The organism is Cohnella algarum, from assembly GCF_016937515.1.
GTDB classification, from domain to species: Bacteria; Bacillota; Bacilli; order Paenibacillales; family Paenibacillaceae; genus Cohnella; species Cohnella algarum.
The window spans coordinates 3,595,782-3,619,813 of the sequence record NZ_JAFHKM010000002.1 but is presented as its reverse complement, the minus strand read 5'-3'; the positions used below and the strand labels follow the sequence as shown (position 1 = coordinate 3,619,813).

The window sequence follows — 24,032 nt, the reverse complement described above, 5'->3', positions numbered from 1 at the left end:
CACATTTCTTTTGAAGTGTCGCTCGGGAACGAAAGCTAGACGACGTCATGCTCCAGCCACTGTTCCCGCACGAGGCGGGCAAACCGGACGTAATGCTTCATGCTCAGAACTAACGGATGGTCCGGATGCTCTTGCTGCTGCGCCTCCAGGAAGGGTTCGGCGGCATCGATGACGGCCTGAAGCTGCGATACGATTTCGCAGCGCCGCTCTTCCGCAATCGCCCCGACCTTCAACGGATCGACCGCCCGGGCCGGAAACAGGGGAACGTTCCAGGACGTCAAGGCCGGAACCGTTTGTTCCAATCGTTCCAGCAGGCGCCTGGCGTCTTCTCTCATCGACGGTTCGAAAGCATGATAATAGTCGGCTTGAATGTCCTCGATCGTTTCATGCCACAGCGCTCTGGCAAACACATAGCTGTTATAGCCGTGATTCCATTGCCAAGGATACGCCTCGCATTGAGGACAGGGTACGACAAGATTCGCGATCCCGTCAATCCCCAGCCTCGCGTAGTCCGCGATATCCTGCGCGATCCGGGACGGCAGCATCGGAAACAGCGGACTCAGCATGAAATGGTCGCTGTAATATTCGAAGATCGTCGCTTTGCGGCCGTTCCGGCGGATTTGCGCGATCCAATCCCGCAAAGCGGCATAGGCGCGGCGATCGCTTTCGCTTCTCGCCGTTGCGTAGTCATCGCGATAATCCCGGCCCCAATAGGCATATAACGTCTCGATGGACGAAGAACCGGGATGCCCGCCCCGTTCCAGCATATCCCAAGCCAAACCGGCATTGTAGGCAATATGTTCGACCTCGACGTCCAGCCCGGCGCCGGCGAAAGCGGACTGCAGGCGTTCGGTAAACGCGATGTACGACCCGAGGAAATCGCCCGCTTGCCGATGCTTGATATCTTCGGGCCAAAGCGAAATTCTCGCCAGGTTCCCCACCTGCTTGCAGTAATCCGCAATGCGGTCGAAAAACGGGGCCTGCCAGCCCAAATCCGCATAGTCCAGCTGTTTTTTGGCGGTGTAAGGATGATCCGCCTGCGAAGCCGCCGCCGATTCGGCCGGGTTTATAAAAAACTTCGCGCTGTGCCCGCCGAGCGTAATCGTCAAGCCTCGATCGGCGATCATCTCCTGCAAGGCATGCCCGATTTTATCCCATAACGAAAACGTAAAAAAGACTTCGTTGATTTTATTTTTGGCCAGCCAGTCGACCATCGCTTGCATATAGGGAATATCGTCGATCGTTTCGAATACGAATCCGCGCCGCTCCATGACGGGAACGAAATGCCGTCTGGAAGAAGATTTCCCCCCGTTCCCGATCGCGGCCGGATGCGGGCCCGGATAAATCCACCGCAAGCCGAGCTCCCGTTCTAAGTAATGGTAAACCGCGAACAGAACGGCCCGTTCGGAATTTCCCGTCAGATAGGTCGTTTCTCCCTCCTCGGCAATGACGAATTCATCCGAATAAACGGCGGCTTTCAATCGCGCCGCGGCGTCCGGAACCTGCCCGTTCGAGGATTGCGAAAGCTGCCGCCAGGTCGCCAAAACGACGCGCTCCGGCACCGCATTCGACTTGGCGTTTGTCAGATGGGCCGCCAGCTCCGCTTTCGCGAATGCCAGCACCCGATGATCTCCGAGAATCCGGATATCGATTGGCTTATCCATGCGCCGCACCGTCCTTGGAAAGTCCGAGCTCGGCCCGCTGGGCGATAAGCGCCCGCTGCAAAACGTCGACCGGAACGTCCGTATTCGCGCAGCCGAGCCGAACGGCAATCGCCGCGGCCGTGCCGGCCGCTTGACCGATCGCCATGCAGCTGGGCGTAAGACGCGTCGTCGCCTGGGCTTCGTGCGTCGTCGATATGCAGCGGCCCGCCAGCAACAGATTGGTCACCTGCCGCGGCACGATGCAGCGATACGGAATATCGTACGCTCCGCCCTCGCGAATAAAGTTCGCCGTAATGCCTTTGCCCTCGGGATTATGGATATCGATCGGATATCCGCTCCTTGCGATGACGTCCGGGAACCGTCGGGCGTTCAGCACGTCGATGCCGGTCAATACGTATTGGCCGACGATGCGCCTCGTTTCGCGAACCCCGATTTGCGTGCCTACCGCGGACACGGACGCTTGCTCGAAGCCGGGAATGCGCTCCCTGAAAAACCGTTCCAGCTCGAGCACCTGCTTTCTTCCTTCCAGCTCCGCCTTCGTCAAGTCCGACGCGGAGGTCGGATCCAATCCGGATACGCGGGATACGTTAATCAAGGCCTCGTCTTCGCCCGGCCCGATAAAAAACAGCACGCCTTCCCGCGGAATGGACAAATTCGCTCGGTTCCACAGATCGAAAAATCCCGACACCGCGGTCAACGGGACGTCGTCAAGCTGCGCGATCAGGGACTTTTCGTAAAATTGATCGGGATGCTCCTTCATATATTGCTTGATCCGATCCGTCCGGACGCCCTTCATGCGGAACTTCATCGTCATCGGCTGAACTTTATGATTCTCGTTGCCTTGCTCCCATGGCGCTCCCGCCCGGTACGCAATATCCGCATCGCCCGTCGCGTCGACGAAAAACTTCGCACGGAGCGTCTCGATGCCGCTTTTATTATAAACGGTCACGCTGTCGATAACGCCGTTTTCCTGCTTGACATCGATCGCCGAGGTATGAAGCAAAAGCTCGGCTCCGCTCTCCTGCAGCATTTCCGTCGCCACAACTTTGAACACTTCGGGATGATAGGGGGTCAAGGAATACGCAAAGCCGATCGTATCCCGCAAATGACCGGGCGAAGCTCCTCTTTCGCGCAACCGGTCGACCAGCTCCTGCGCCAGGCCTTTGATGACTTGTTCGCCGGCGGAGGAATGAAAGGTCATCCACGGATAGACCAACGCCGCCGTCGACATGCCGCCAAGAAATCCGTATCGTTCGATCAGCAAGGTCGAAGCGCCGTTTCTCGCCGAGCCGATCGCCGCCATAATGCCTGCCGGACCGCCGCCCAATACGATCACATCGTAGGATCGAGACGTAACCATCGTTTGTCCTCCCCCTTTATCCGTACGAGATAACGGTGCCGATAACATCCGTTTTGCGAATATAGTTTTCGTAAGCCGCTTGCGCCTGTTCCAACGGATATTCGTGCGTCAAAATCGGCTTGACGGAAATCCGTCCTTTGGCCAGCAGTCGAATATACTCCGCCGTATTCCGGCCTTCCGTCCAGCGAACGAAACCGACCGGATAATCGATATTGCCTTTTTCGTAATGAACGTCGTACCGGCCCGGACCGCCGGCCCGGGAAATCAGGATTTGCGCTTCTTTCGCGAACATTTTTTCGCGCGTAAATTCCGGCTGGATATCGCCGACGATGACGACCTTTCCGCCCAGGCGAACCCGATCCAACGCTTTATCGATCATCGCCCGCCCCGGTCCGCTCGCGCATAATAGCACGGCATCGACCCCCTGGCCGCCGGTCCGCTTCGAGATTTGCTCATCCAGCTCCTCGTCGCTTGCGTATGCCTGCTCGACGCCGCATCGCTTCATTTGCTCTACGCGCTGCGAGCTGATATCGATCGCCAAGGTCTCGTAAGCCGCCGCTTCCGAGACTTGCGCAATCAGATTTCCCAGCATCCCTAATCCTACGACCAGGACCGTCTCGCCGAACCGTACGTTCGCGACGCGCAAAGCATGAATGCCGATCGCCCCAGTCCCGCATAGGCCGCCTCCTTGCCGTTCACGAGATCGGGGACCCCGGCGATCAGATTGGTCGGCACGTGCAGGATTTCGCCATGATGAACATAAGGGGCTCCGTAACAGGCTACGCGCTGTCCGATCCAGGCCGGATCCGCTTGTTCGCCAACCTCGACGACGACCCCATGGCGCTGTACCCGATGAAGGCCGGCTCCGTCCGGGTCCGGCTTTTTTCCAGAATGCCCAGCTCGGTCCCTGCGCTTATGCCGGAATACATCGTTTTCACTTTGACGTGACCGGCAGGCAGGGCGGGCTCCGCTTTGTCCAAAACGGCAATGACCCCTTGATTCGCTGCAATGGCTCTCATTCTTCTTCTCCTTTGACGGAAACTTGCTTTCGATATTCGCTTGGCGAAATTCCGTAATATTTTTTGAACGTGGTGGTAAACGTGGACGAATTCAGGTAACCGGTTTTTTCGCCGATTTCGCCGATGGATAGATGGGTATCTTTCAAAAATTCGCGCGCGTGCATCAGCCGCACCTTGTTTAAATACTCGATGTAATTGATGCCGAACGTTTTCTTGAAGTAATTCGAAAAATATTTAGGCGTCGTTTCCAGCACTTCGGCGATATGATCCAAGTACAAGTTTTCCATGTAGTGAAGTTCGATGTATTGCGTAATGAAAGCGGGATTCAATTTCGCCTTGGCATTCGGCGTTCCGAATTTCGCCAGCTTTTCGATGACCTCGATGAGGGCGCGCTCGATCTCGCCGTAATCGTCGATGTCCTCGATCGTTTGCAAAAATCGGTTTTCGATTTCGTAAAGCTCTTTTAACGATTGCGAGAAGCTGCCCATGTTCCGGAACAAATAAAAAAAGATCGATTTCGCCACGTACTTGATTTGGTGATCGTGAATATTCCGGTTCAAGTTTTCTTTTAACGTTTCCCTGACGATCTGGATGCCTTCGTCTGCCTTCCCGTTCAAAATATAGTTCGATAACTTTTCCATATTTTCGTAAGGGAAATAGATATTCCAAACAAAATCGATTTTTTCGGCATCCATCACTTTGGACGTTTCTTGCACGTTGCGGTATTTATTAGCATTTTCTACTTCTTTATAAGCCGTCCGACAATTTTCCATATTCGTTCTGTACGTTTTGCTGAGGCATGCCCATATTTTCAAGCCGATCAATTCTTCTTTCTCGGCCTCGTTCAAAACCTGGTTCATTCGTTTCAGATACGTTTCGCGAGAATTGGCTTGCCGGAGAAAAATAAGGACGATAAATTGCTCGTTCGAATAATGAAACACCTCGGCGTCGATCCGGGCCTTGGCCAAGCTTTTTTGCAATTTTTCCGAAATGGCCTCCGCCGGCAGCGAGTAGCCCTTGGGCGTCCCCTTCTCCCGCACTTGCAGCAACGCCATCATAAAATAGCTGCTTTGAAAAAATTGGGAGTAATACGTTTGCAATTGGCGATCGTATTCCGCGGAAAACGAATAATCGTCCAAAATGCGCAAAAACGTATTTCTTCTCAGTTCCACTCCCATATAGTTCAACTGCTCTTGATACTCCTTGTTTTCCGTTTGCAACCTGGAAATCGCGCTTTTGATTTTGCTAAAATCGTTTCCTTTGCTATTTTCCCCTCCGAGCATTTTCATGATGCCCTTCACCGGTTTAAACAAGTAAATGCTTAATAAAACGGCAAGCAATACCGCGCTCAAAATGCCGATCAACAGAATGGACCGGTTCCCCAGCGCTACCGATTTCAAGTTTTGAAATTCGTACGGCACCTTGCTGATATAAACGAAATCGTTGTAGGCCGAGGTGTAAATCGTATACTCGAAATTTTCCTTCTTCACGGAGACTTCGCCGTCGGGCGCGGAATTCGCCGCTCCGTTCCCCTCGAAATACAAATCGTTTAACAGTTCGACGATTTCCAAATTGCGGTCCGTGCTGAAAATCGCGTTGTGATTCTGGTCCAGCACCTTTAGAGAGGAGCCGGGAATGAACGTCGATTGCCCGTATTGCGCCATGAGCTTTTTCACATCGACCGCGATGATGATGTTTTTGTTTGCGGCGTTAAAGCGATTCGAGCTGGCGATAAACATGATTTCTTCCGTGCGGTAAGTCCGAAAATCGGTATTGACGACCTGATATTCCGTTGCCGGAAATACCGTCAGCGAATGCTCGGAATTCACGAAGTTTTTCCAATAGGCGAGCGAATAGTTCGGGTTGATATATTTGTCGCTAAAGAGGAGATCGAACTTCGTCGTTCCTTCCGTCGTAATGGCAATGTCGCCCTCGTCATAAAAAACGATAATTTCGTCGACATACTCCGTCGTCATGTTTAAATACTTTAAATTTTCGACGAGTTTGCCCGCTTGAATCGGGTCCAGCATGCCATATTCGTTGACGGGATAGTCATAAGGCGGCATTTGCTCGATCGAAGTGATCAGGTTATTGATCGTTTGAAAGGTATTGTCGAAATATTGAATGGTGGATTGCGTCGCCAATTGGCCGTTTTCTTTGACTTTTTCATAAATACTGGTGATCGATGAACGATAGACGGAATAGGTTGACAGCGCCATAATGAAAATAACCAATAGCAACGCCAAAAAGATTTGAGTAACGCCAAGGCTCGTTATAAATCGTTTCATGTACAACCATTCCTTTGTCGCATTTCATTCATCTTCACCGTACGTTAGGTCAATCGGCTATGCAACTTCATTCAGCCTTTCTCGGATCCCAGCATGACCCCTTTGGCAAAATATTTCTGGGCGAACGGATAAACGATCAAAACCGGGATCATCGTCAGGACGATCGTCGCGTTTTTCTTCGCCTGCGGCGCCAACGCCGCGGCTTCGACCAGCGCCGAGCCGCTGTCTTCGCTGAAGACCAGCATATCTCTCAGAACGACCTGCAGCGGATACAAGGAGTCCGTATTCAAATAAATCATCGGCAAGAAATAGCTGTTCCAGTGGCCGATAAAGTAGAACAACGCGATCGAAGCGAGAGCCGGCTTGGACAGCGGAATCATCATGCTGAACAAAATGCGATATTCCGAGGCGCCGTCCACTTTCGCCGCTTCGCGGACCTGGGAAGACATGCCTTCAAAGAAGCTTTTCATAATGATCAACTGGAAGGTCCAAATGGCATTCGGAATGACCAGCGCCCATACGGTATCGATCATGCCCAATTCCTTGACGATCAGGTAGTTCGGAATGATTCCGGGGTTCAAAAACATGGTGACGACGATAAAAAACGTCCACTGCTTGCGGCCGATAAATTCGCGTTGGGCCAGCGGATAAGCGGCCATCGCCGTCAACAGCACGTTAATGAACGTCCCCAGCGCGGTATACATAATCGTATTCAAATAGGCCCGGGGAATTTTGATATCGTTCAACACTTGAGCGTAAGCTTCGAAATTCAGCCCTTTCGGCCACAAGAAGACTTTGCCTTGCGTTACGCTTGCGGTATCGCTCAACGATACGGCCAAAATATAGACGATGGGAAACAACGTAGAACAGGCTACAAGCAGAAGAACGATGGTATTTGCGACATCAAACCAATGTAAACGATTCCTTTTTACCATAATCCGCTGCCCCCCATGCGTTTGCTTATCCGGTTCGAAATCAACAAGAGGGCCATCGCTACGAACGCCTCGAATAAGCCGACGGCGGCGCCGTAGCTGTAATCGTTATCCAGCAAGCCTTTGCGGTAAACGTATGTCGAAAAGACGTCGGCCACTTCATAGGTCATCGTATTATACAAAATCAATACTTTTTCGTAGCCGATCGTAATCATTTGGCCTGTCTTTAAAATAAACATAACTAAAATCGTTGGTAAAATGCTAGGCAAAGTCACGTTGAACATCATCCGGAAACGGCCTGCGCCGTCCACGCGAGCCGCCTCGTACAGCGTCGGGCTGATCCCGGCAATCGCCGCCAAATAGACGATGGACTCATAGCCCGCGTTCGTCCAAATTTCCGACAGGATGTAGATCGGCCGGAACCAATCCGGATCGATCAGGAAATACTTGCTTTCGAATCCGAACCATCCGATGATTTTATTCACGATCCCGTTCGTCGGAGACAGGAAGTCGATAATCATGCTGGAAATAATGACGACCGATAAAAACGTCGGCAAATAGCTTGCCGTTTGCACCCCTTTTTTGAACCAGGACACCCGTACTTCATTCAGCAGCATGGCGAGCAAAATCGGGAACGGAAACGAAAAGACCAACGTCAGAAAACCGAGCAAAAACGTATTGCGGAATAACATCCAAAAGTCCGGGGAATTGAAAAAGTTTTGAAAATGCTCAAAGCCCACCCACGGGCTGTCCATCACTCCTCTAAAGACGCTGTAGTCTTTGAAGGCAATGATCAAACCGTATAGCGGCCCGTAACGGAACAACAAGTAAAACACGACGCAAGGGAGAAAAATGATTAACAATTGCCGGTCGCGAACGATCTTTTTGCCAAGCCTGGCGATGCCGGAACCTTGCACGATCTTAACCTCCTTGGTAAGAGAGTGGCACTAGACGAATCTAGTGCCACTCTGCAGTCAGGTCGGAATGAGTTATTGCGCGGAATCGTAACGCGCTTGGGCGGCGTTGTAAATTTCCAACAATTCGGTGACGCCGAGCGAATCCGCTTGGGCAACCCATGCGTCCCATTGCTCCTGACCGTATTTGGCATCCAGTACGTATTTCGTGTTGAATTCTTCCGAAGCCGTTTGAATTTTCGTCTTCAAATCGGCGATTCGCGACGTTTCGTCGTTCGTGAAGTTAAGAACGGGATCCAGCGGTTCGAAAGAACCTTTCTCGTTCATCATATCTTGAGCTTCCTGTTCTCTTTCCGTGTAGTTATAGTAGACGGAACGGTGGTCGGGACGAACGTAAGCCCCTCCAGCCACATGCCGTATTTCTCGTTCAACACCGTAATATCGATCGTTTCCACGTCGGCGAGCTCCGGATAAACCGGCTTGCCGTTCTCGTCCCACTCGAAGTTCACGCCTTCGACGCCGATCGTCATCAGCTCGGAACCGGACGGGCTGGTCAAATAATCGAGCAGCTTAAGGGCCGCTTCGGCATTTTTGTTGTTCGCGACCGCGATGCCCCAGCTCGCGTCGATTTCCGGAAGGGAACGAATGTTGCCGGTAGGTCCGATCGGATTGGCATAACGCAAGTCGTATTCGGGGTTGGCGTCTTTTACCTGGTTGTAGAACAGATCCAGGCGGCCGATCCAGTCCCAAGTGACGAAAGATTGATCCGTCGTCATTTTCGACGTCCAGGCATCCGTAGTCGACGTCAAAAACTCGGGATCCATCAGGCCTTCGGAGTACAGCTTTTTCATGAAATCAAGCTCGTCCTTGTGAGCGGCCTGGATCGAAGCGAATTTCCATTGTCCGTCCGCTTCGTCGTAGTAAACCGGATATTCCGTGGACCCGACTCCCCAGCCGTAAGCCCAGTCTTTGAAGATGGATACCCCCGTTTTCGAAGCGTACGGGTAAGAGGAAGGATAGATTTCCTTCAATTTCTTCAGCGCTTGATAGAACGAATCGGTATCCGTCCAAGGCTCGATTCCGTTCGCCTCAAAAACGTCGGCGCGATACATGAAACCGTGGTTGACGTCGCGGTTCATTTTGTAGATCGGCCAGGAGTAAAGCTTGCCGTTTTGGTCGCCGTACGAATCGACAACCCAAGGATTTTCTTCAAGATATAATTTTTTGAAGTTGGGAAGCATGTCGGCATAATCGTTAATGGCAACGACCGCTCCTTCTTGGCCGATATCGTTCAATTCGGGAATTTTCAAGCCGTGGAAAATATCCGGCAAATCTCCCGACCCCAGGGTAACGCTTAGCTTATCCAGGTATTGGGAACTCGAAACGGTTTGAAAATTGACTTTAATGCCGGTCCGCTTTTCGATTTCCTGGGCGACCAACGAGTTGTTAACCTCGTATTCGCCGACCAGCATCCACGTGATTTCCGTCGGCTCGTCTACAAGCGGCAGCGTCAGGCCTCCGGTGTCGCCGTAATCCGCTGAAGCGCTTTCCGTCGGAGCCGCGCTGCCCGCGCTGCCGCCTCCTCCGTTCGTACCGCCCGCATTCGAATTTCCGCCGTTATTGCCGCTGCACGCAGCCAATAACGTCATCGCCATCGCAAGCACCAACAGCATGACCATCGATTTTCTTGTCAACTTCTTTGACATCTTTTTACCTCCCCTGATTTTTGGTTGCCAGGTCGTCGACCTGCATGACATTTATTCTATGAACGGTCCATTTGATTGTAAATTTAGGGTTATCTTTGACTCTCGTAATTTTAACCCCGAAAATCGCCCAACACCCGATTTCCCTTTAAAATCAAGGGTTTTTCCGGTGTAGAAAATGATAAAACGGAGGAAATTAATAATTTTTCGCGGGTTTTTTCCGATCAAAATCCGCTTGTCTTTCTGTGCTCGCGATTGTAAAAGGAAGATGAACCCACGATTAAAAATGGCACTTTTTTCTTGTTTCTCCTGGCAAGGCGAATGATCCTTCTCTTTTTTTCGGCAAAAAATAAAAGCGGATACAATTCACCGGTAATGTAACATACATTAACAACTATCTTCGGCCGATGCAAATGAAAGAGCCGGCGAACTCGACGCTAATCCGGGATTAGGTCGGTCTGCCGGCTCCGGGTTTTCATTTGAACCTACAGCAGCTTCAGCAAGTTATCGATGCTTTGCATCGCTTCCGCGCGCGTCAGGCGGCTTTGGGGGGCGAACAAGCCGTTCCCCCGTCCGCTTAACAGGCCTAACCGTTGCGCTTCGGCGAAGCTTTCTTTCGCCCATTCGCCAATCTCGTTCGCATCCGCAAATGGAAGTTCGGCCGCTCCGTCGGATCCTTGACCGTCGGAGAATTCATAGGCTCGAATGAGCAGCGCAGCCAACTCTTGCCGGCGGATCGTTTCGTTCGGATTGAACCGGTCGGCGCCATTGCCCTGCACGATCCCGTTTTCGAATGCCGCAGCGACGAATGAGGCGTACCAGGCATTTTCATCTACGTCGGAGAAGGCTCGATCTCCGGGGGCCGTTCCCGCCGACAAATGAAGGGCACGGGCCAACAGGGCCGTAAATTCGGCGCGCGTCACTTCGCGATCCGGCGCGAATTCCGTTTCGGATACGCCCGTGGCGATGAATTTGGCCGTCAGATTGGAGATGGCATCGGAAGCCCAATGTCCCGCCGCGACATCCGCGAACGTTTTATCCACTTCGGCAACCACATATCGGCCCTCCTCCGTTACGGAGGCAACAATCCGGCCGTTTTCCGCCTTGCTCTTCACGAACCGCAGCGAACCGTCCTCGTTTACCTTAAAGACGTTCGTTTTATTCGGATCCGACGCTTCGATCGGGAAGCTTACGTTCAAGCCCGCTTCTTTACTTAGTCGGATAGCCGTTCCGTCCGATTGCGTTAAACGAACGGTATACACGTCCGATTGGAAGGTTACATTCGCATTCGCTTCGTTTGCGGCCGCGTTCAAAATGCTCGCGGCTTCGTCAGCGTCCGCCGGTTGAACCGTTACGAGAACCGGTTGACCCTCTCCGGCTTGGGACAGGACGTTGACCGGAATTTCCACGGAAAAGCGATCGTTTTTCAACACGACCGAAGATCCGCTTACGATTTCGCTGGCGTTGCCTGGAAGTTCGACGACGGTAACGTTCGCGCCCAGTTCGATGACGGCATCGCCGCGCAGTTCCGTTTCGGAAACCGTCTGTTTTTCAGGCGCGCTTTCCGTCGGCGTTTCGATCGGACCGGACGGAATGGGCACCGGATTCGCCCCCGCCCCCGGATTCGTGCCTTCGCCAGGATCCGTTCCTTCGCCCGGGTCCGTTCCTTCGCCAGGATCCGTACCCTCACCCGGATCCGTGCCTTCGCCTGGGTCGGTTCCTTCGCCCGGGTCGGTTCCTTCGCCCGGGTCCGTGCCCTCACCCGGCTCCGGATCGGTCCCGGCGCCGTCTTCGAATTTGACGACGTATCGCAGCTTCGAGATTCCGTCCGTCCCCGTAACGCTAATGACCGTTTGATGTTCGGCCGAATCGTCGATTTCCACGATCGCTCCGGCTTGCGCGGCGGTTGCCGTTACCTTGCCTTTTTCCGCGCTGTCCAGCACATAGGAGGTTACGCCCGGCGTAAAGGCCTCTACCGGCGTGCCGTCGATCCGTATGTCGGATAACGTGGCATCCGTTTCGGGAATTTCGATCTTCGACAAATTCGTGCCCGCTTCGGGAGCGAAATAAATCGTGCCGTTGATACCTAACGTCATGCTGTTTACGAAACCGTCGTAAACGAGTTTATATTGCAGCGTTTCCGGATCAATCGCATACAATTTACGCGATAGCGTCGTATACAGCATGCCGTCCGGCGCAAACCGGATTTCATAGGGCATCCATTTGCTGGAGTTGTACAAGCTCGGATTGATCATTTTTTGCTTCGCGATTCGGATCTCGTTAAGATCGCTTACGTCAAGGGCGAAAATCGTGCCGTCCGCAATCCCCCACAGCAATCCGTCCGGTCCGAATTCAAGCGAACCGATCATGCGCGGAGCTTCGTCGATCGTCAATCCCAGGTCGGACAATTTGATTTTTTTCACGACTTTTTCTTGAACCGCATCCCATATAAAGATGACCGCTTCCGTTTCGGACGGGTCAATGCCCAATCCGCCCCAAACCGTCGTGCTTCCGTATAGATAACCGTCTTCGTAGGCCAATCCGATTATGCTTTGATTCGGCACGAGGTCTTCATGATCGAACTGTTTCCATTCCTTCGTCCGATCGTCATACGTGGCCAAGGAGCCGCCCAAATAGCCGTAGTCGGGCACGGTGCCGACGAACAGCCGGTCGTCGCCGGAAGTAATTGCGAACGGTCTGTCCTGATGCTCGATATCGAAAACCATCACGGGATTTTCGTTCATGACCGTTTCTTGGGTCGGATCGTACTCGTACATGACGGCGGACACGTACGTCCCGTAATAGACTTTCCCGTTCAGGAAGCCGATGCCCTCGGGCTGGGCGAACGTAGGCAAGTTTTCGACGATCGTTTCGGAAAACGGATCGTAAACGCTCATCCCCCGTTGGTAGCCGCCCATATAAAGCCGGCCGTCGAACCCCGTTTGCAGCGATTGAATATTGACGGGCATGAGGTCCACTTCCAGCGGGACGTAATCCAAAGTCCCTTCCTCTAAATCCGCGTATAAATATTCGCCGTATTGCGTTATGATCGCCAAAATCGTTTTGCCCGCTTTTTCACCGGACTGCGGCGTAATCCAGGTCATGTCCTTCACGCGCGGGGTATCCGGCAAGGAAGCGTCCAACTCGATTGGCGCCGTTTTCTTGGCCTCCATATCGTACGAATACAGCGAAGTGTTGTATTTGTAGTAGACCAAATTCCCGTTTTTCGGATCCGGTTCGGAGAACATGTCGTTGTAGGAAAACTCCGCATCGACCGCGCCGGTTGCCGCATCGATAACGACCATTTTTTGTGTGCTCACCGCGGCGAAAATTTTGCCGTTGAGGACATAGACCGCCCCCATCGTTCCCGTCGTCCCCGAATATCCGGGAATCGGGATTTCGGTTTTTTCGCCCGTAATCCGATCGACCTTGTACAATCGGACCGTCGTTCCCATTGCGGCATAAAGATACCGATCGTCCACCGCAATGCCCCGAACGTACTGCTGTCCCGGTTCTACGACCCCGTAATTGCGAAACGCGCGATTGGCTACGTCGTACTCGTACAATTTTCCGTGCGTCAGCGAATTGTACGTGCCGCCGTATATTTTGCCGTCAATCGCAGCCAGATCCCATGTCCAGTTATCCGTCGTATTGTTGCCCAACGCTTCGACTTCCCGTTTGACCGAATCGTAACGATACAGCTCGCCGTCTTCCGTGCCCGAGAAATACACGTTTTGATCGTCGCCGATCGTCATCGCCCACGTGGCAATGGTATTCGGAATCACTTCGGAAAATTTCAGTTCCCCGGTATCTCCGTCGAGCACAAAGAAAGTGCCCGGCTTGCCGTTCGTCACGAAATATACCTCGTTGTCGCCGTTTTCAAGCGTTTGAATGGCTCCCGCTTGACCCAGGCTTACGTCGACCATCGCTCCCAAATCGACGGGAGCGCCATATTCGCGCGCAAGCGGCGTTTCTTTCGGCATGACCGAGATCGTGACGTTGTCGAAATAAGCCTTCGTCAAGCTCGGATTGCCGGAGTAGAACGAGACGGTGATGTACGCCGCGCCTGCCGGAATTTCGACCGTTTTGCGCATCGTCGACCATTTTTCGGTTCCCAACGTGTTGCCCGAGAACAGCTCCGTTGCCGATGCGCCGGCCGAGCTGCCGTCTTGCTGAAAGAAATTGACCTCAAGCACGATGTTATGCGTCTGGGAAAGAACGTACACGTCGCTTGACACCAATACCGAATCCCCCGGCACGGCCGCGATCGGATCGCTCATGACGCGGAACCCGATTTCCGTGCTCGCGTCTTCGAAGTACAGGCTTTGGCCGCCTTCTTTTGCGATCGCGCTATTCAAGGCTGCCGTTCCTCCGGCGGCCGCCGGATCGACGGTCCAGTTCGCAATTCCGCCTTCGATCGGGGCCGCTTCAAAACCGCCGTTTTGAATATCCGACGGATACGAATCGTCCGGAGCGGTCGCCTCCACGACGTCGACTGTCACATCATCGATATACATTTCCGTAATCGACACGTAACCGGAATAAATCGATACACTTGCCGATACTGTGCCAGCCGGCGCAACCTGGTCCGCATTCGTTATCGGATTCCACTCGTTCGCCTTCGTCGCGCTTGCCGGATGCAATTTATTAATCGTTTGGATGATGGTCCCTTCGCCGTCGTAGAAATTAATTTCCAGAACGACGCTGTGCGTTTGCTGAACGCGGTACACTTGGGCGCCGACGCTGACTTTGCTGCCCTCCTTCACGGCGAACGGGTTGCTGAAGATGCGATACCCGCCGGCGGAAGTGCTGTCCTTGTCGTAAAAGTACAAGCTGGCGCTGCCCGACTTCGCGATCGAACGGGAGATGGCGCTTTCGCCATAGGAAGCCAAAGCCGGCTGCACCGTCCAGCCCGGAACGCTTCCGTCGGCTTCGGCCTCCAGTTCGAACCCGGGATTGATCAAGGCGGTGCCGATCGGAGGCTCGTTGCCCGAACCGTTGTCTTCTCCGTTATCGCCCGCAGGCGCATGTTCGTAAACGACGACATCGTCAAAATACGCCTTCGTCCGGCTTACATGTCCGGATTCGAACGATAATAACGCGGAAACCGCTCCTTCCGGCGCCGTTACGACAGCGGAGCTCAGTTCCTGCCAGCCCTTTCCTAAAAGGTCCGCGGCCGTTTTGCCGACTAAAATTTCGCCGACGGAAACGCCGGCTTCATTATAAAAATACAATCTCAGGTTTAAGCTGTGCGTCTGGGCGACGGAGTTAGCGCGAAGCGAAAACGAATAGGAATTCCCCGCCGTAACCTGCATTTTTTCAGACCGCAGTTGAAGCCTTGAAGCGCTTTCGCCGTTGACCGTATAAATATCGTCCAGCAGCAGCGCAGGGTTGCCGTCGACCGAATCCGTCAATACGGACATTTTATCGCTTGTGGACGTCCAGCCCGGAACGTTCATCAACAGCGAAAAGTTCTCGCTGAACACGACCTTGCTTTCCGCATCGGTAACCGTCAAATCATCCACTAAAAACGTGCCGGAAGTCGCTTCCTCCGAGTCAATCGCCACTTCCGCGGAAACGGCGCCCGCCGGAGACGTCGCGGTATAATCCAAATCCAGCCAAGCGCCGGCCGATGTCGCCGGAGCCGTCCATGCGCTGTTCTCGGCCGCAAGCAATTGACCGTCGCGATCGTAGAACCGGAGCGAAAATCGAACGTCCCCCGTCATGTTCTCCCATTTGATTTTTCCCGCAAACCGATACTCCGTCGACTCCTGCGCGTCAAATCGATCGGATTGGACCGATAGAGGTTGGCCGGATCCTTTAATCGACAGGTGAGCGTTCGGATTGGCGTTTTGTTCGTCCAACGAGTTCGCAAGAGTCGCATAACCGGAAGTCGCGCTCCATCCCGGAATCGCGGAAGGAGCGTCAAACGAATTGCGATAAATTTCAATCGGTTCGCCGGCAGCCGACTGCGCGGATGCTGAGATAGGAATCGAACCGGCGATGAACAAACCGCAAAACGTGGAAATCGTCCATCTTTTTAACCCCTTGAGTTTCATTTGCGTTCCCCTTTCCTTGTGTAAGTTAGTCTGACGTTGAAAAAATCTTATTATGGCGAAATGGCCAAGTCAACGAACATAAAAGTTTGATTATTTGCCATATTAACCCATTAAAATGCTAAAAAAAGATGTAAATTCCTTCAACAAGAAAATCAAAAAAAGCGAGTTTATCAAATTCTTCACCCGCTTTATCGATTTCTATTTCTCTTCTCTCTTTTCCTTAACGCATAGAAAATGATCATTTAGGATTTCGCCCATTTTTATTTTTGATTTCCCCTCTTCTTTTGACGATCCGCCCCGTCCCGGGACCGCAGAAAAAGCCGATCGGCGTGCGTTGAAAGCACCTCCAATCGGCTTTTTCTTTCGCTGTTGTCGAGGAATGCTTGCGGTCGTCCTCGAACCTCCAGCCGGTCGGAATAAGCGGAAGACATTCGCCTCGCTCGACAAACTCTTCGGCGAGCAATCGTTTCAAGTCCTCCGTCCCGGGAAAATCGACAGGTTCGATCCGCTTGAGGTCTGCCGCATACAGGCGAAGGTTTCGTTTGCCGGACGCGCTCCAATTGCCTAGATCCGAGGTCCGGTACAAATCGAGCACAAGCGCCTTGAACGGCGAACGGCATTGAGCGAACAATTTCTTCGCCTGCGGCCTGAGCATCCGCATATTGACCGATTCCGGCCGGTCCTCCCGATAAATCAGCTTGACCTCTTCGAAATGCGGCGCAACATCGCGCAAAATCCGTTCTCTTGAAAACGCGTTGCGAATCGGCAAGTTGACCAGCATGTCAACGGAAAAGATTGCGCTGCCCGCGAAAAAGAACAAGGCGAGCTCGTTCAAATAACCGATCGGGCCGACCTGTATTTTTTCTTTTCCGCCCTCGGCTTTTTTACAAGATTCCCCCATTCCATCATTAAAACAAGAGATTCTATGTCATTTTGCAACCAATTCATGTAATCGGACTCGTTGGGGTTCGTAACCCAACATGAATCCTTCATTCAGTCCGCTGTTTATAAGCTATCGCTGCGTTTCCGTTCAATGCTCATTGCCTAAGCCCGGCATTGTTATCATCAGTATACCTTTCCTGCCGTGAACAAGCCATGCGCTAGCGGAGCGAATTGGTCGTCACGACTCAACTGAAGAGGCGGCGTGCGTGGAGAGGCGGCAAGATGAGTAATATTTACTCAAGTGCGTGCGAATCGTTGCGGATGACGGGTCGAGATGAGTCGTCACGACTCAACTGGAGCAACAGCATGCGTGGAGAGGCGGCAAGATGAGTAATATTTTATACGAAAATGAAGTGCCGTAAGAAGGCAAAAAAAAGACCCACTACCCCGAAATCTCAACCCTAATTTTTTTAAAATTTAGGTTGTTCCAGTAGGTTTCAAATCGACATTATATCCAAGCTGGTGCAACTGTTTCGTTAAACGTTCCACCATCTTGGAGGTCGACTCCTGAAATACGATGGATTCAATTTCCTGGTAATTTACCCGGTCTCGAAGCATCGCATAGGCGATTCGCAAAATCAGATGGGCTGTGGCGACAGCTGCTTTTTGGTCACCTCGGCGCTTTCTTACCCTCCTGAAATAGTCGCCAATTCGGTTGCTGCTTCTAGCGTTTGCCCATGCCGCTTGGCATAAGATCCCTTTTGCATATTTGTTCCCTTTACGGGCTTTAGCTTTTTTTTTCACGCCTGCACTTTCGTTGTTCCCAGGGGCTACACCGACCCAAGAGGCCAGCTTGGCATCTGACGAGAAATGCTTAGCCGCATTAGGCGTAATTTCAGCCAGCAGCGTGATTGCCGCTGTGCGATCCATGCCGGGAATCGTATCTAGCAATTTCACCTCTTCTTCGTATGGTTGGATCAGCACTTGAACTTTCTCTTCTAACCGCCCAATTTGATCCTCGAGAAACTTCAGGTGCTCCAGGTGGTACTTGATCATTTCGCGATGATGTTTCAGCAGTTTACCATTCAGTGCGTCCATGAGTGGTTTGACTTTCTTCTTCAACTGGGATTTGACGAGCTGGCGAACTTCCGCCTCCTCCAATACCTCGCCGTCGACAAGTCGGTCTAATAAAGCCCGGCCGGAGACGCCAAACAAATCGGACATAAAGGTGGTGAGCTTGATGTTGGCATCCTGCAAGATTTTGTGAACACGGTTCTTCTCGGAGGTCGTTTGCTGCACCAGTTTGCGACGATACCGCGTCAAGTCCCGAAGCTCACGGATTTCTTGTGGGGCGACCATGCTGGGTTGTACCAACCCGCAGCGGTGCAACTGGGCGATCCACTGTGCGTCTTGAACGTCGGTTTTACGTCCCGGCATCTTTTGAATCTGCCGTGCATTGGCGAGAGTCAATTCACAGGTGGACTCCAGGACGTTCCATATTGGCTTCCACAGCACACCGGTGCTCTCCATCGCTACCTCTCGGCACTCGCGCTCCTCGAGCCAATCCTGCAACTCCAGCAATTCGCGGGTAGTGGTACCGAACGTGCGGATTTCGGACTTGGGTTTGTGTTCCAACGAACCCGACAAGACGCATGCAACTACGGTTTCCTGATGGACATCCAGACCAGCACAAATTTGACGTACAGCATCCATACCAACACCCTCTTGTTTCAGATTAAACAGACCATGCAGTCCTAAAGGAGAGAGTTTATACGCGTCTTTAGGGACAATGGGCGGCTCTCGCAAACTGCAATAAGACGGATTACTCAACGGGGGACCAATAAATTTCCGTCTTTTGATCTGTTCATTATCTGTTTGTCCAGAATGTAAGAAGGATAAAAGGATGCGTACGACCACATTTTCATCTATGGCGGTGACGGTAACGTCATAGGGGATTACTCAAGTGCGTGCGGATCGTTGCGGACGACGGGTCGAGATGAGTCGTCACGACTCAACTGGAGCGCGGAGGGCCGACAGACACTTTCGAAGCGGAAGAGAGAAGGCGGCACAGCCGCCAACGCAGCTTTGCCGCCTTCTTCGTTACCTTACCCGAAGCCATTTCTGAATCGGGCTTCTCATTCGGCGCATCGCCCTACGCCGTCTTGCGATGCCGAAGACCGTCGTGCCGGCTCCCAAAGCCAGGAGCGACATCAGCGTTCCGCGGTTGTTCATTTTCCTCCACATGGAAGAGATCCATTGCATTCGGGTTCACCGCCTTTTGAAGGATTGAGCCTCATGCCTTGAATCAAATTTAGTTTGCGAACGAACCGGCCGCCCCATACAGGAACATGATGACAACGATGGCGGCGCGGAACGCGAAAAACCATGTCTTTCAATTGCTTAGCGAAAGCCGCTGACGCTGCGCCTCGAACAGCAGGGCCGTCGCCGCCATGGCGACGTTGAGCGATTCCGTCCGCCCCGTCATCGGGATGACGATCGGACGATCGACGTACTCCATGACATCGGGCGACAGGCCGCTTCCCTCGTTGCCCATCAGCAGCCACGGACTGCCGGACAAATCGCAATCGTAACAGGATTCTGACGCCCGCAGGCTGGTCCCGAACAGCGGGATGCCTCGCTCCTTCGCCTCGGAAAGCAGCGACGGCAACTCGGCCTCCAGCACCGGTATGTAAAATAAAGCCCCCATCGTCGAACGCAGCGTCTTAGCATTGTACAAGTCCGCCGTGCCGCGGCCGAGCACGACCGCCGCCGCTCCGCTCGCCGCCGCGCTGCGGACGATCGTGCCGACGTTGCCGGGATCCTGCACGCCGTCCAGCAGGACGACCGGTCCGCCGTCCTGGCGGAAAAGCCATTCCGGCTCCGCCTGCTTGCGCAGCGCCACGGCAAATACCGGCTGCGGCGTCTCCGTCTCGCTGCACTTCGCGATAATGTCGGGCGACGCCGGTATCCATGCCGGAAGCGTGGCGCCGGCATCGACAACATCCGCCCGATCAGCATACCCGATCAGCTCCTCCGGAATGCCGAGCCCCTCGTCGAAAACGACGCATTCGAGCGGCCACCCCGCCGCGAGCGCCTCCGCGACCAGGTGAATTCCTTCCAGCTTGAAGCGGCCTTCCCGCTGCCTGTATTTCCGTTCGGACAGCTTGGCCCAGCCTTTGACTCGCGGGTTCGAAAGCGAAGCAAGCGCAGGCTCAAGGTTCGGCATACGCTTGCTCCAATCGGTTGAGCTGGTCGTTGCGGCCGACGATAACGAGCACGTCCTCCGAATTCAAAGACTCGTCCGGATGCGGCGTAATGTTCATTTCGCCGTCACGCTTGACCGCAAGGACGTTGCAGTTGTATTTGACCCGAATATCGAGCTGCTTGAGGTTTCTGCCGACGATTTGCGAAGGCACCTTCATTTCCACGATGCTGTAGTCGTTGGATAACTCGATATGCTCCAAAATATTCGGCGAAACGAGATGATGCGCGACGCGCAGCCCCATGTCCCGTTCGGGAAAAATGACTTTGTCCGCGCCGATTTTGCTCAGCACCTTGCCGTGCAGTTCGTTTTGCGCCTTGACGATAATTTGCTTGACGCCCAGATCCTTCAAAATCAGCGTCGTCAAAATGCTCGCCTGAATGTCTTGTCCGATGGCGACGACGACGACATCGAAATTCCGGATGCCGAGCGCCCGAACGGCTTCTTCGTCCGTCGAATCGGCCGATACCGCATGCGTCACGATGTGGGCAACGTCCTGAACGAGCTCCTCGTTTTCGTCGATCGCCAGCACTTCGTATCCCATTTCCGACAAAAATTTCGCGACGCTTGAACCGAAACGGCCAAGACCGATAATGGCGAATTGCTTTTTGGCCATGACTGACAGCTCCCTTTTCCGATTGCATCCATTGCTTCTTATTATAGCACAGCGTCACAAGCATAAGCTCGAACCCGCGGGGTACCCTATTGGGGATCATCCTTCCCATCCGCCAAAGGAGGTACTCCCTGTGAATATGACGATGAGTTTGCGCCAGGCCATCCTTCATCGGGTCAAAGACGACACCCGCGAAGAGCTGAGGGAAGTCATTCAGGATTCGATCGGAAACGCGGAAGTGACGCTGCCCGGTCTCGGCGTCCTTTTCGAATTGATTTGGAAGCACAGCGCCGAAGAGGATAAAGAGCGAATGCTCCAGGTGCTGTACGATCAGGTTCAACAGGAGGCTTCGTCGTAATCCGCATAGTCCCTCGTCTCCATAACGAGGGTGCCGCCCACGACCGTCCGGCTCGCGAGCGGACATCCCCGAACCTCTTTGACCACGATCAGATCGGCCCGTTTGCCCGGTTCCAGAGAACCGATGTCGTTTTGTCGGCCGAGCGCCCTCGCGGGATGGAGCGAAGCCATCGCAACCGCGCGTTCCAGCGGGATCCCCTCGCGGTGCAGGACGAACACCGCTTGCAGCAGCGAAGCCGGATGGTAATCCGAGCATAAAATGTCGGCCGCTCCCGCCCGTACCGCGTCCAACGCCTTCAGGTTCAAATCGTGCGAGCCGCCGCGCACGACATTCGGCGCGCCCACGCAGACGCCGAGCCCCTGCCGGGCGGCATAATCCGCCGTTTCCAAATTCAACGGAAATTCCGCGATTTCCGCCCCGAGCCGGCGGGAACGGTCGACTTGCTCCGGAGAATCGTCGTCATGAGAGGCGACGGCGATGCCGTTTTTTTTCGCTTTTGCCGCGAGCGCCGCGAGCTTGGACCAATCGACGCGCGCTCGGCGCTCCTGCAGCTCCGCGACGATCCCGTGCACTTCGGCCAGGCCCACGCCCTGGTTTTTCATCACATACCGCTCGAACGAGCCGGGACGCTTGTATTGTCCGATGCCCGGAGCATGATCCATGAACGACAAATAATCGATCAGCCCTTGCTCGATGCACCGCTCCGCCAGCGGAAAGCCGGTCAGATGGGACACTTCGTAGCGCAAATGGACGCGGTGGCGAATCATCGCCCGTTCCTTGCGCCATTCGGCGATGCGGCCGATCAAATCCGCCACCAGATGCTCTCCCCGAAGGCTCAAGCCCACGCCCAGCGAAAGCGAATGGAACATCGTCGTAATGCCGTGACCCGCAAGCTTCCGCTCGAACTGCAAAAAAGCCATATCCGCGGGAAAAAGCGTGTTCGGACGCGGCTCGATTTCCTTTTCGATCGCGTCGCAATGAATGTCCACGAGGCCGGGCAGCACCCATTCGCCTTCGGCCTCGACAATTCGGTCTCCGGGCAGGGCGTTGCGTTCCGCCGCGCCGGGTTCGATGGCCGCGATCCGGCCGTTTTCCACGAAAACGTCCGCTTCCTCGACGCCTTCCGGCGTCACGACCCGTCCGCCTTTTACAAACAGCCGGTTGCTCATTCGTTCCCCGCCTTTTTCTGAAATGATAGACGAAAACACCCCGCTTCGACTAGGCGGCCGCGTTTCGTTCCGCCGTCGTCGCAAACGGGATGTCGTTCTGCCCTCTTGTCCGCGCTTACGGTGCCGTCTCCAAAAACTTCACGTCCGGCATCCGTTCCATCGCCGTCCGCATCGCGTACTCGTTTTCGAACAGGGCGACGTAGTTGTCGCTTTTGTCCTTGACCAAAGTGGAATTGATGCGGAATTTGCTCGGGTCCACCTGATTGGCGACGATCCACCGGGCAAACTGGAACGTCGTCCGGGCCAGTTGAATGTCGACCCCGTATTCGTTCTTCATCCGGTACTCGAACACGTCGAATTGCAATTGTCCGACGACGCCCAGATACGTATCCTCGAACGGGCCGATCGAGCGGAACACCTGCACCATGCCCTCTTCGGTGAGCTGGTCGAGCCCCTTTAAATATTGCTTTTGCTTGAGCGCATTCTTCACGCTGACTTTGGAGAAAATCTCCGGCGAAAACGTCGGCAGCTCGTCGAACGTAATGCTGCTGCCTTCGCTCAAGCTGTCTCCGATGCGGAAAATGCCCGGGTCGAACAAGCCGATAATATCGCCAGGATAAGCCGTGTCGACGATTTCTCGGTCCTGCGCCAAAAATTGCTGAGGCTGGGACAGCTTGATGTCCTTGCCGACGCGAACGTGCTTCACGCTCATTCCGCGTTGGAACTTGCCCGAGCAGATGCGAAGGAAAGCCAGCCGATCGCGGTGAGCCGGGTTCATGTTCGCCTGAATTTTGAAAATGTAGCCCGAAAACTTTTCGTTGTCCGGCTCGACTGGTCCGTCCGTGCTGCGGCGGGGCGTCGGCGCCGGAGCGAGCTGCAGGAAGTTTTCCAAAAACGTCTGCACGCCGAAATTGTTGACCGCGCTGCCGAAAAACACCGGCGTCAGTTGGCCTTTCATCACTTTGTCGTAATCGAACGGATCGCCGGCCACGTCCAGCAGCTCCAGCTCCTGGGCCAGCTGGTCGGCAAGATATTCTCCCGCCATCTCGCGGATGATCGGATCGTTATAATCCTCCGCCTTGCGGACCTCGATTTTGGAGTGATCGTTGCCCTGGAACAGTTCGACCTGCTTTTTCATCCGGTCGTAAATGCCGCACAGCTCGCGCCCCATGCCGATCGGCCAGTTCATCGGCACCGAGCGGATGCCGAGCACGCGTTCGATCTCCTCGAGCAGGTCGAACGGATTCTGCCCTTCGCGGTCCAGCTTATTAATGAAAGTAAAAATCGGGATCCCGCGCTTCGCGCATACCTGGAACAGCTTGATCGTCTGCGCTTCGACGCCCTTGGCGACGTCGATCAGCATGACCGCGCTGTCCGCGGCGGTAAGCGTCCGGTACGTGTCTTCGCTGAAGTCCTGGTGGCCCGGCGTGTCCAGAATGTTGACTTTATGCCCGTTGTATTCGAATTGCATGACCGAGGAAGTAACGGAAATTCCCCGCTGCTTCTCGATTTCCATCCAGTCGCTCGTCGCGTGGCGGGCCGCTTTGCGGGCCTTGACAGAACCGGCGATATGAATCGCGCCCCCGAACAGCAGCAGCTTCTCGGTCAGCGTCGTTTTCCCCGCGTCGGGGTGGGATATAATCGCGAAGGTACGGCGCTTGGCCGCCTCTTGCTTCAGTTCTTCGCGGGTCGTTTGGCTCATCGGTTCAAAGTTCCCTTCCATAGGAAAATAACAGCTTCCATTATAGCACAATGTGCCGCGGAAAAGGGAACGCCTTCGGCCGGAGCAGAAGGTGCCGTCGCATTCTT

General features: G+C 53.9%; 18 protein-coding genes. 1 reads left to right on the top strand and 17 read right to left on the bottom strand.

The window, feature by feature from the left end; translation table 11 throughout:
* Window positions 1-35: 35 nt before the first annotated feature.
* From JW799_RS16185 to JW799_RS16130, 15 genes are all read right to left on the bottom strand, one after another.
* Entirely contained in the window at window positions 36-1,664 is a 1,629-nt protein-coding gene (locus tag JW799_RS16185; protein ID WP_205430659.1) for a hypothetical protein, read from the bottom strand.
* Entirely contained in the window at window positions 1,657-3,024 is a 1,368-nt protein-coding gene (locus JW799_RS16180; protein ID WP_205430658.1) for an FAD-dependent oxidoreductase, read from the bottom strand. Before JW799_RS16180 ends, JW799_RS16185 begins: the two co-directional genes overlap by 8 nt.
* A 16-nt stretch (window positions 3,025-3,040) precedes the next feature.
* Window positions 3,041-3,616, bottom strand: coding sequence for a zinc-binding dehydrogenase (locus JW799_RS29680; protein WP_338026279.1), 576 nt, complete (start codon window positions 3,614-3,616; stop codon window positions 3,041-3,043).
* A gap of 8 nt (window positions 3,617-3,624) precedes the next feature.
* Window positions 3,625-3,759, bottom strand: coding sequence for a hypothetical protein (locus JW799_RS29675; RefSeq protein ID WP_338026278.1), 135 nt, complete (start codon window positions 3,757-3,759; stop codon window positions 3,625-3,627).
* A 44-nt stretch (window positions 3,760-3,803) separates the two neighbouring features.
* Window positions 3,804-4,043, bottom strand: coding sequence for a hypothetical protein (locus JW799_RS29670; protein WP_338026277.1), 240 nt, complete (start codon window positions 4,041-4,043; stop codon window positions 3,804-3,806).
* Window positions 4,040-6,331 carry a helix-turn-helix domain-containing protein gene (locus JW799_RS16170; protein ID WP_080834282.1) on the bottom strand — a complete coding sequence of 764 codons (2,292 nt, stop codon included), beginning with the start codon at window positions 6,329-6,331 and terminating at the stop codon, window positions 4,040-4,042. Before JW799_RS16170 ends, JW799_RS29670 begins: the two co-directional genes overlap by 4 nt.
* A gap of 71 nt (window positions 6,332-6,402) precedes the next feature.
* The gene (locus JW799_RS16165) at window positions 6,403-7,191 is read right to left on the bottom strand and encodes a carbohydrate ABC transporter permease (protein ID WP_338026276.1); all 789 of its coding nucleotides are present in this window, start codon (window positions 7,189-7,191) and stop codon (window positions 6,403-6,405) included.
* A gap of 68 nt (window positions 7,192-7,259) precedes the next feature.
* Complete coding sequence (locus JW799_RS16160; RefSeq protein WP_245809676.1) at window positions 7,260-8,180, bottom strand: ABC transporter permease; 921 nt, start codon at window positions 8,178-8,180, stop codon at window positions 7,260-7,262.
* A 72-nt stretch (window positions 8,181-8,252) separates the two neighbouring features.
* Entirely contained in the window at window positions 8,253-8,507 is a 255-nt protein-coding gene (locus tag JW799_RS28760) for a hypothetical protein (protein WP_240353313.1), read from the bottom strand.
* Window positions 8,504-9,883: an extracellular solute-binding protein gene (locus tag JW799_RS16155; protein ID WP_240353312.1), complete on the bottom strand. Its 1,380-nt coding sequence runs from the start codon at window positions 9,881-9,883 to the stop codon at window positions 8,504-8,506. The genes JW799_RS28760 and JW799_RS16155 overlap by 4 nt, the downstream gene beginning before the upstream one ends.
* A 482-nt stretch (window positions 9,884-10,365) precedes the next feature.
* Window positions 10,366-15,939, bottom strand: a complete 5,574-nt coding sequence (locus tag JW799_RS16150; protein ID WP_205430657.1) for an S-layer homology domain-containing protein — start codon at window positions 15,937-15,939, stop codon at window positions 10,366-10,368.
* A gap of 238 nt (window positions 15,940-16,177) precedes the next feature.
* Window positions 16,178-16,840: a hypothetical protein gene (locus tag JW799_RS16145; protein WP_205430656.1), complete on the bottom strand. Its 663-nt coding sequence runs from the start codon at window positions 16,838-16,840 to the stop codon at window positions 16,178-16,180.
* 458 nt (window positions 16,841-17,298) lie between these two features.
* Window positions 17,299-18,534 (bottom strand): IS110 family RNA-guided transposase, encoded by a 1,236-nt coding sequence (locus JW799_RS16140; RefSeq protein WP_080832730.1) that lies wholly within the window; start codon window positions 18,532-18,534, stop codon window positions 17,299-17,301.
* 679 nt (window positions 18,535-19,213) lie between these two features.
* A complete protein-coding gene (locus JW799_RS16135; RefSeq protein WP_205430655.1) occupies window positions 19,214-20,047 on the bottom strand; it encodes a TrmH family RNA methyltransferase in 834 nt (277 codons plus the stop codon).
* Window positions 20,034-20,699 carry a potassium channel family protein gene (locus tag JW799_RS16130; protein ID WP_205430653.1) on the bottom strand — a complete coding sequence of 222 codons (666 nt, stop codon included), beginning with the start codon at window positions 20,697-20,699 and terminating at the stop codon, window positions 20,034-20,036. The genes JW799_RS16135 and JW799_RS16130 overlap by 14 nt, the downstream gene beginning before the upstream one ends.
* Window positions 20,700-20,835: 136 nt before the next feature.
* Between JW799_RS16130 and sspI the strand changes: the two genes are divergently transcribed.
* Window positions 20,836-21,054 (top strand): small acid-soluble spore protein SspI, encoded by a 219-nt coding sequence (gene sspI, locus JW799_RS16125; RefSeq protein ID WP_080835456.1) that lies wholly within the window; start codon window positions 20,836-20,838, stop codon window positions 21,052-21,054.
* On the opposite strand, the gene JW799_RS16120 is transcribed toward sspI, so the two are convergent.
* Together JW799_RS16120 and JW799_RS16115 are read right to left on the bottom strand one after the other, a co-directional pair.
* Complete coding sequence (locus JW799_RS16120) at window positions 21,033-22,223, bottom strand: alpha-D-ribose 1-methylphosphonate 5-triphosphate diphosphatase (RefSeq protein ID WP_205430652.1); 1,191 nt, start codon at window positions 22,221-22,223, stop codon at window positions 21,033-21,035. The two genes, sspI and JW799_RS16120, sit on opposite strands and share 22 nt — an antisense overlap.
* 115 nt (window positions 22,224-22,338) lie before the next feature.
* Window positions 22,339-23,925 carry a peptide chain release factor 3 gene (locus JW799_RS16115; protein WP_205430651.1) on the bottom strand — a complete coding sequence of 529 codons (1,587 nt, stop codon included), beginning with the start codon at window positions 23,923-23,925 and terminating at the stop codon, window positions 22,339-22,341.
* Between the last annotated feature and the right edge of the window lie 107 nt (window positions 23,926-24,032).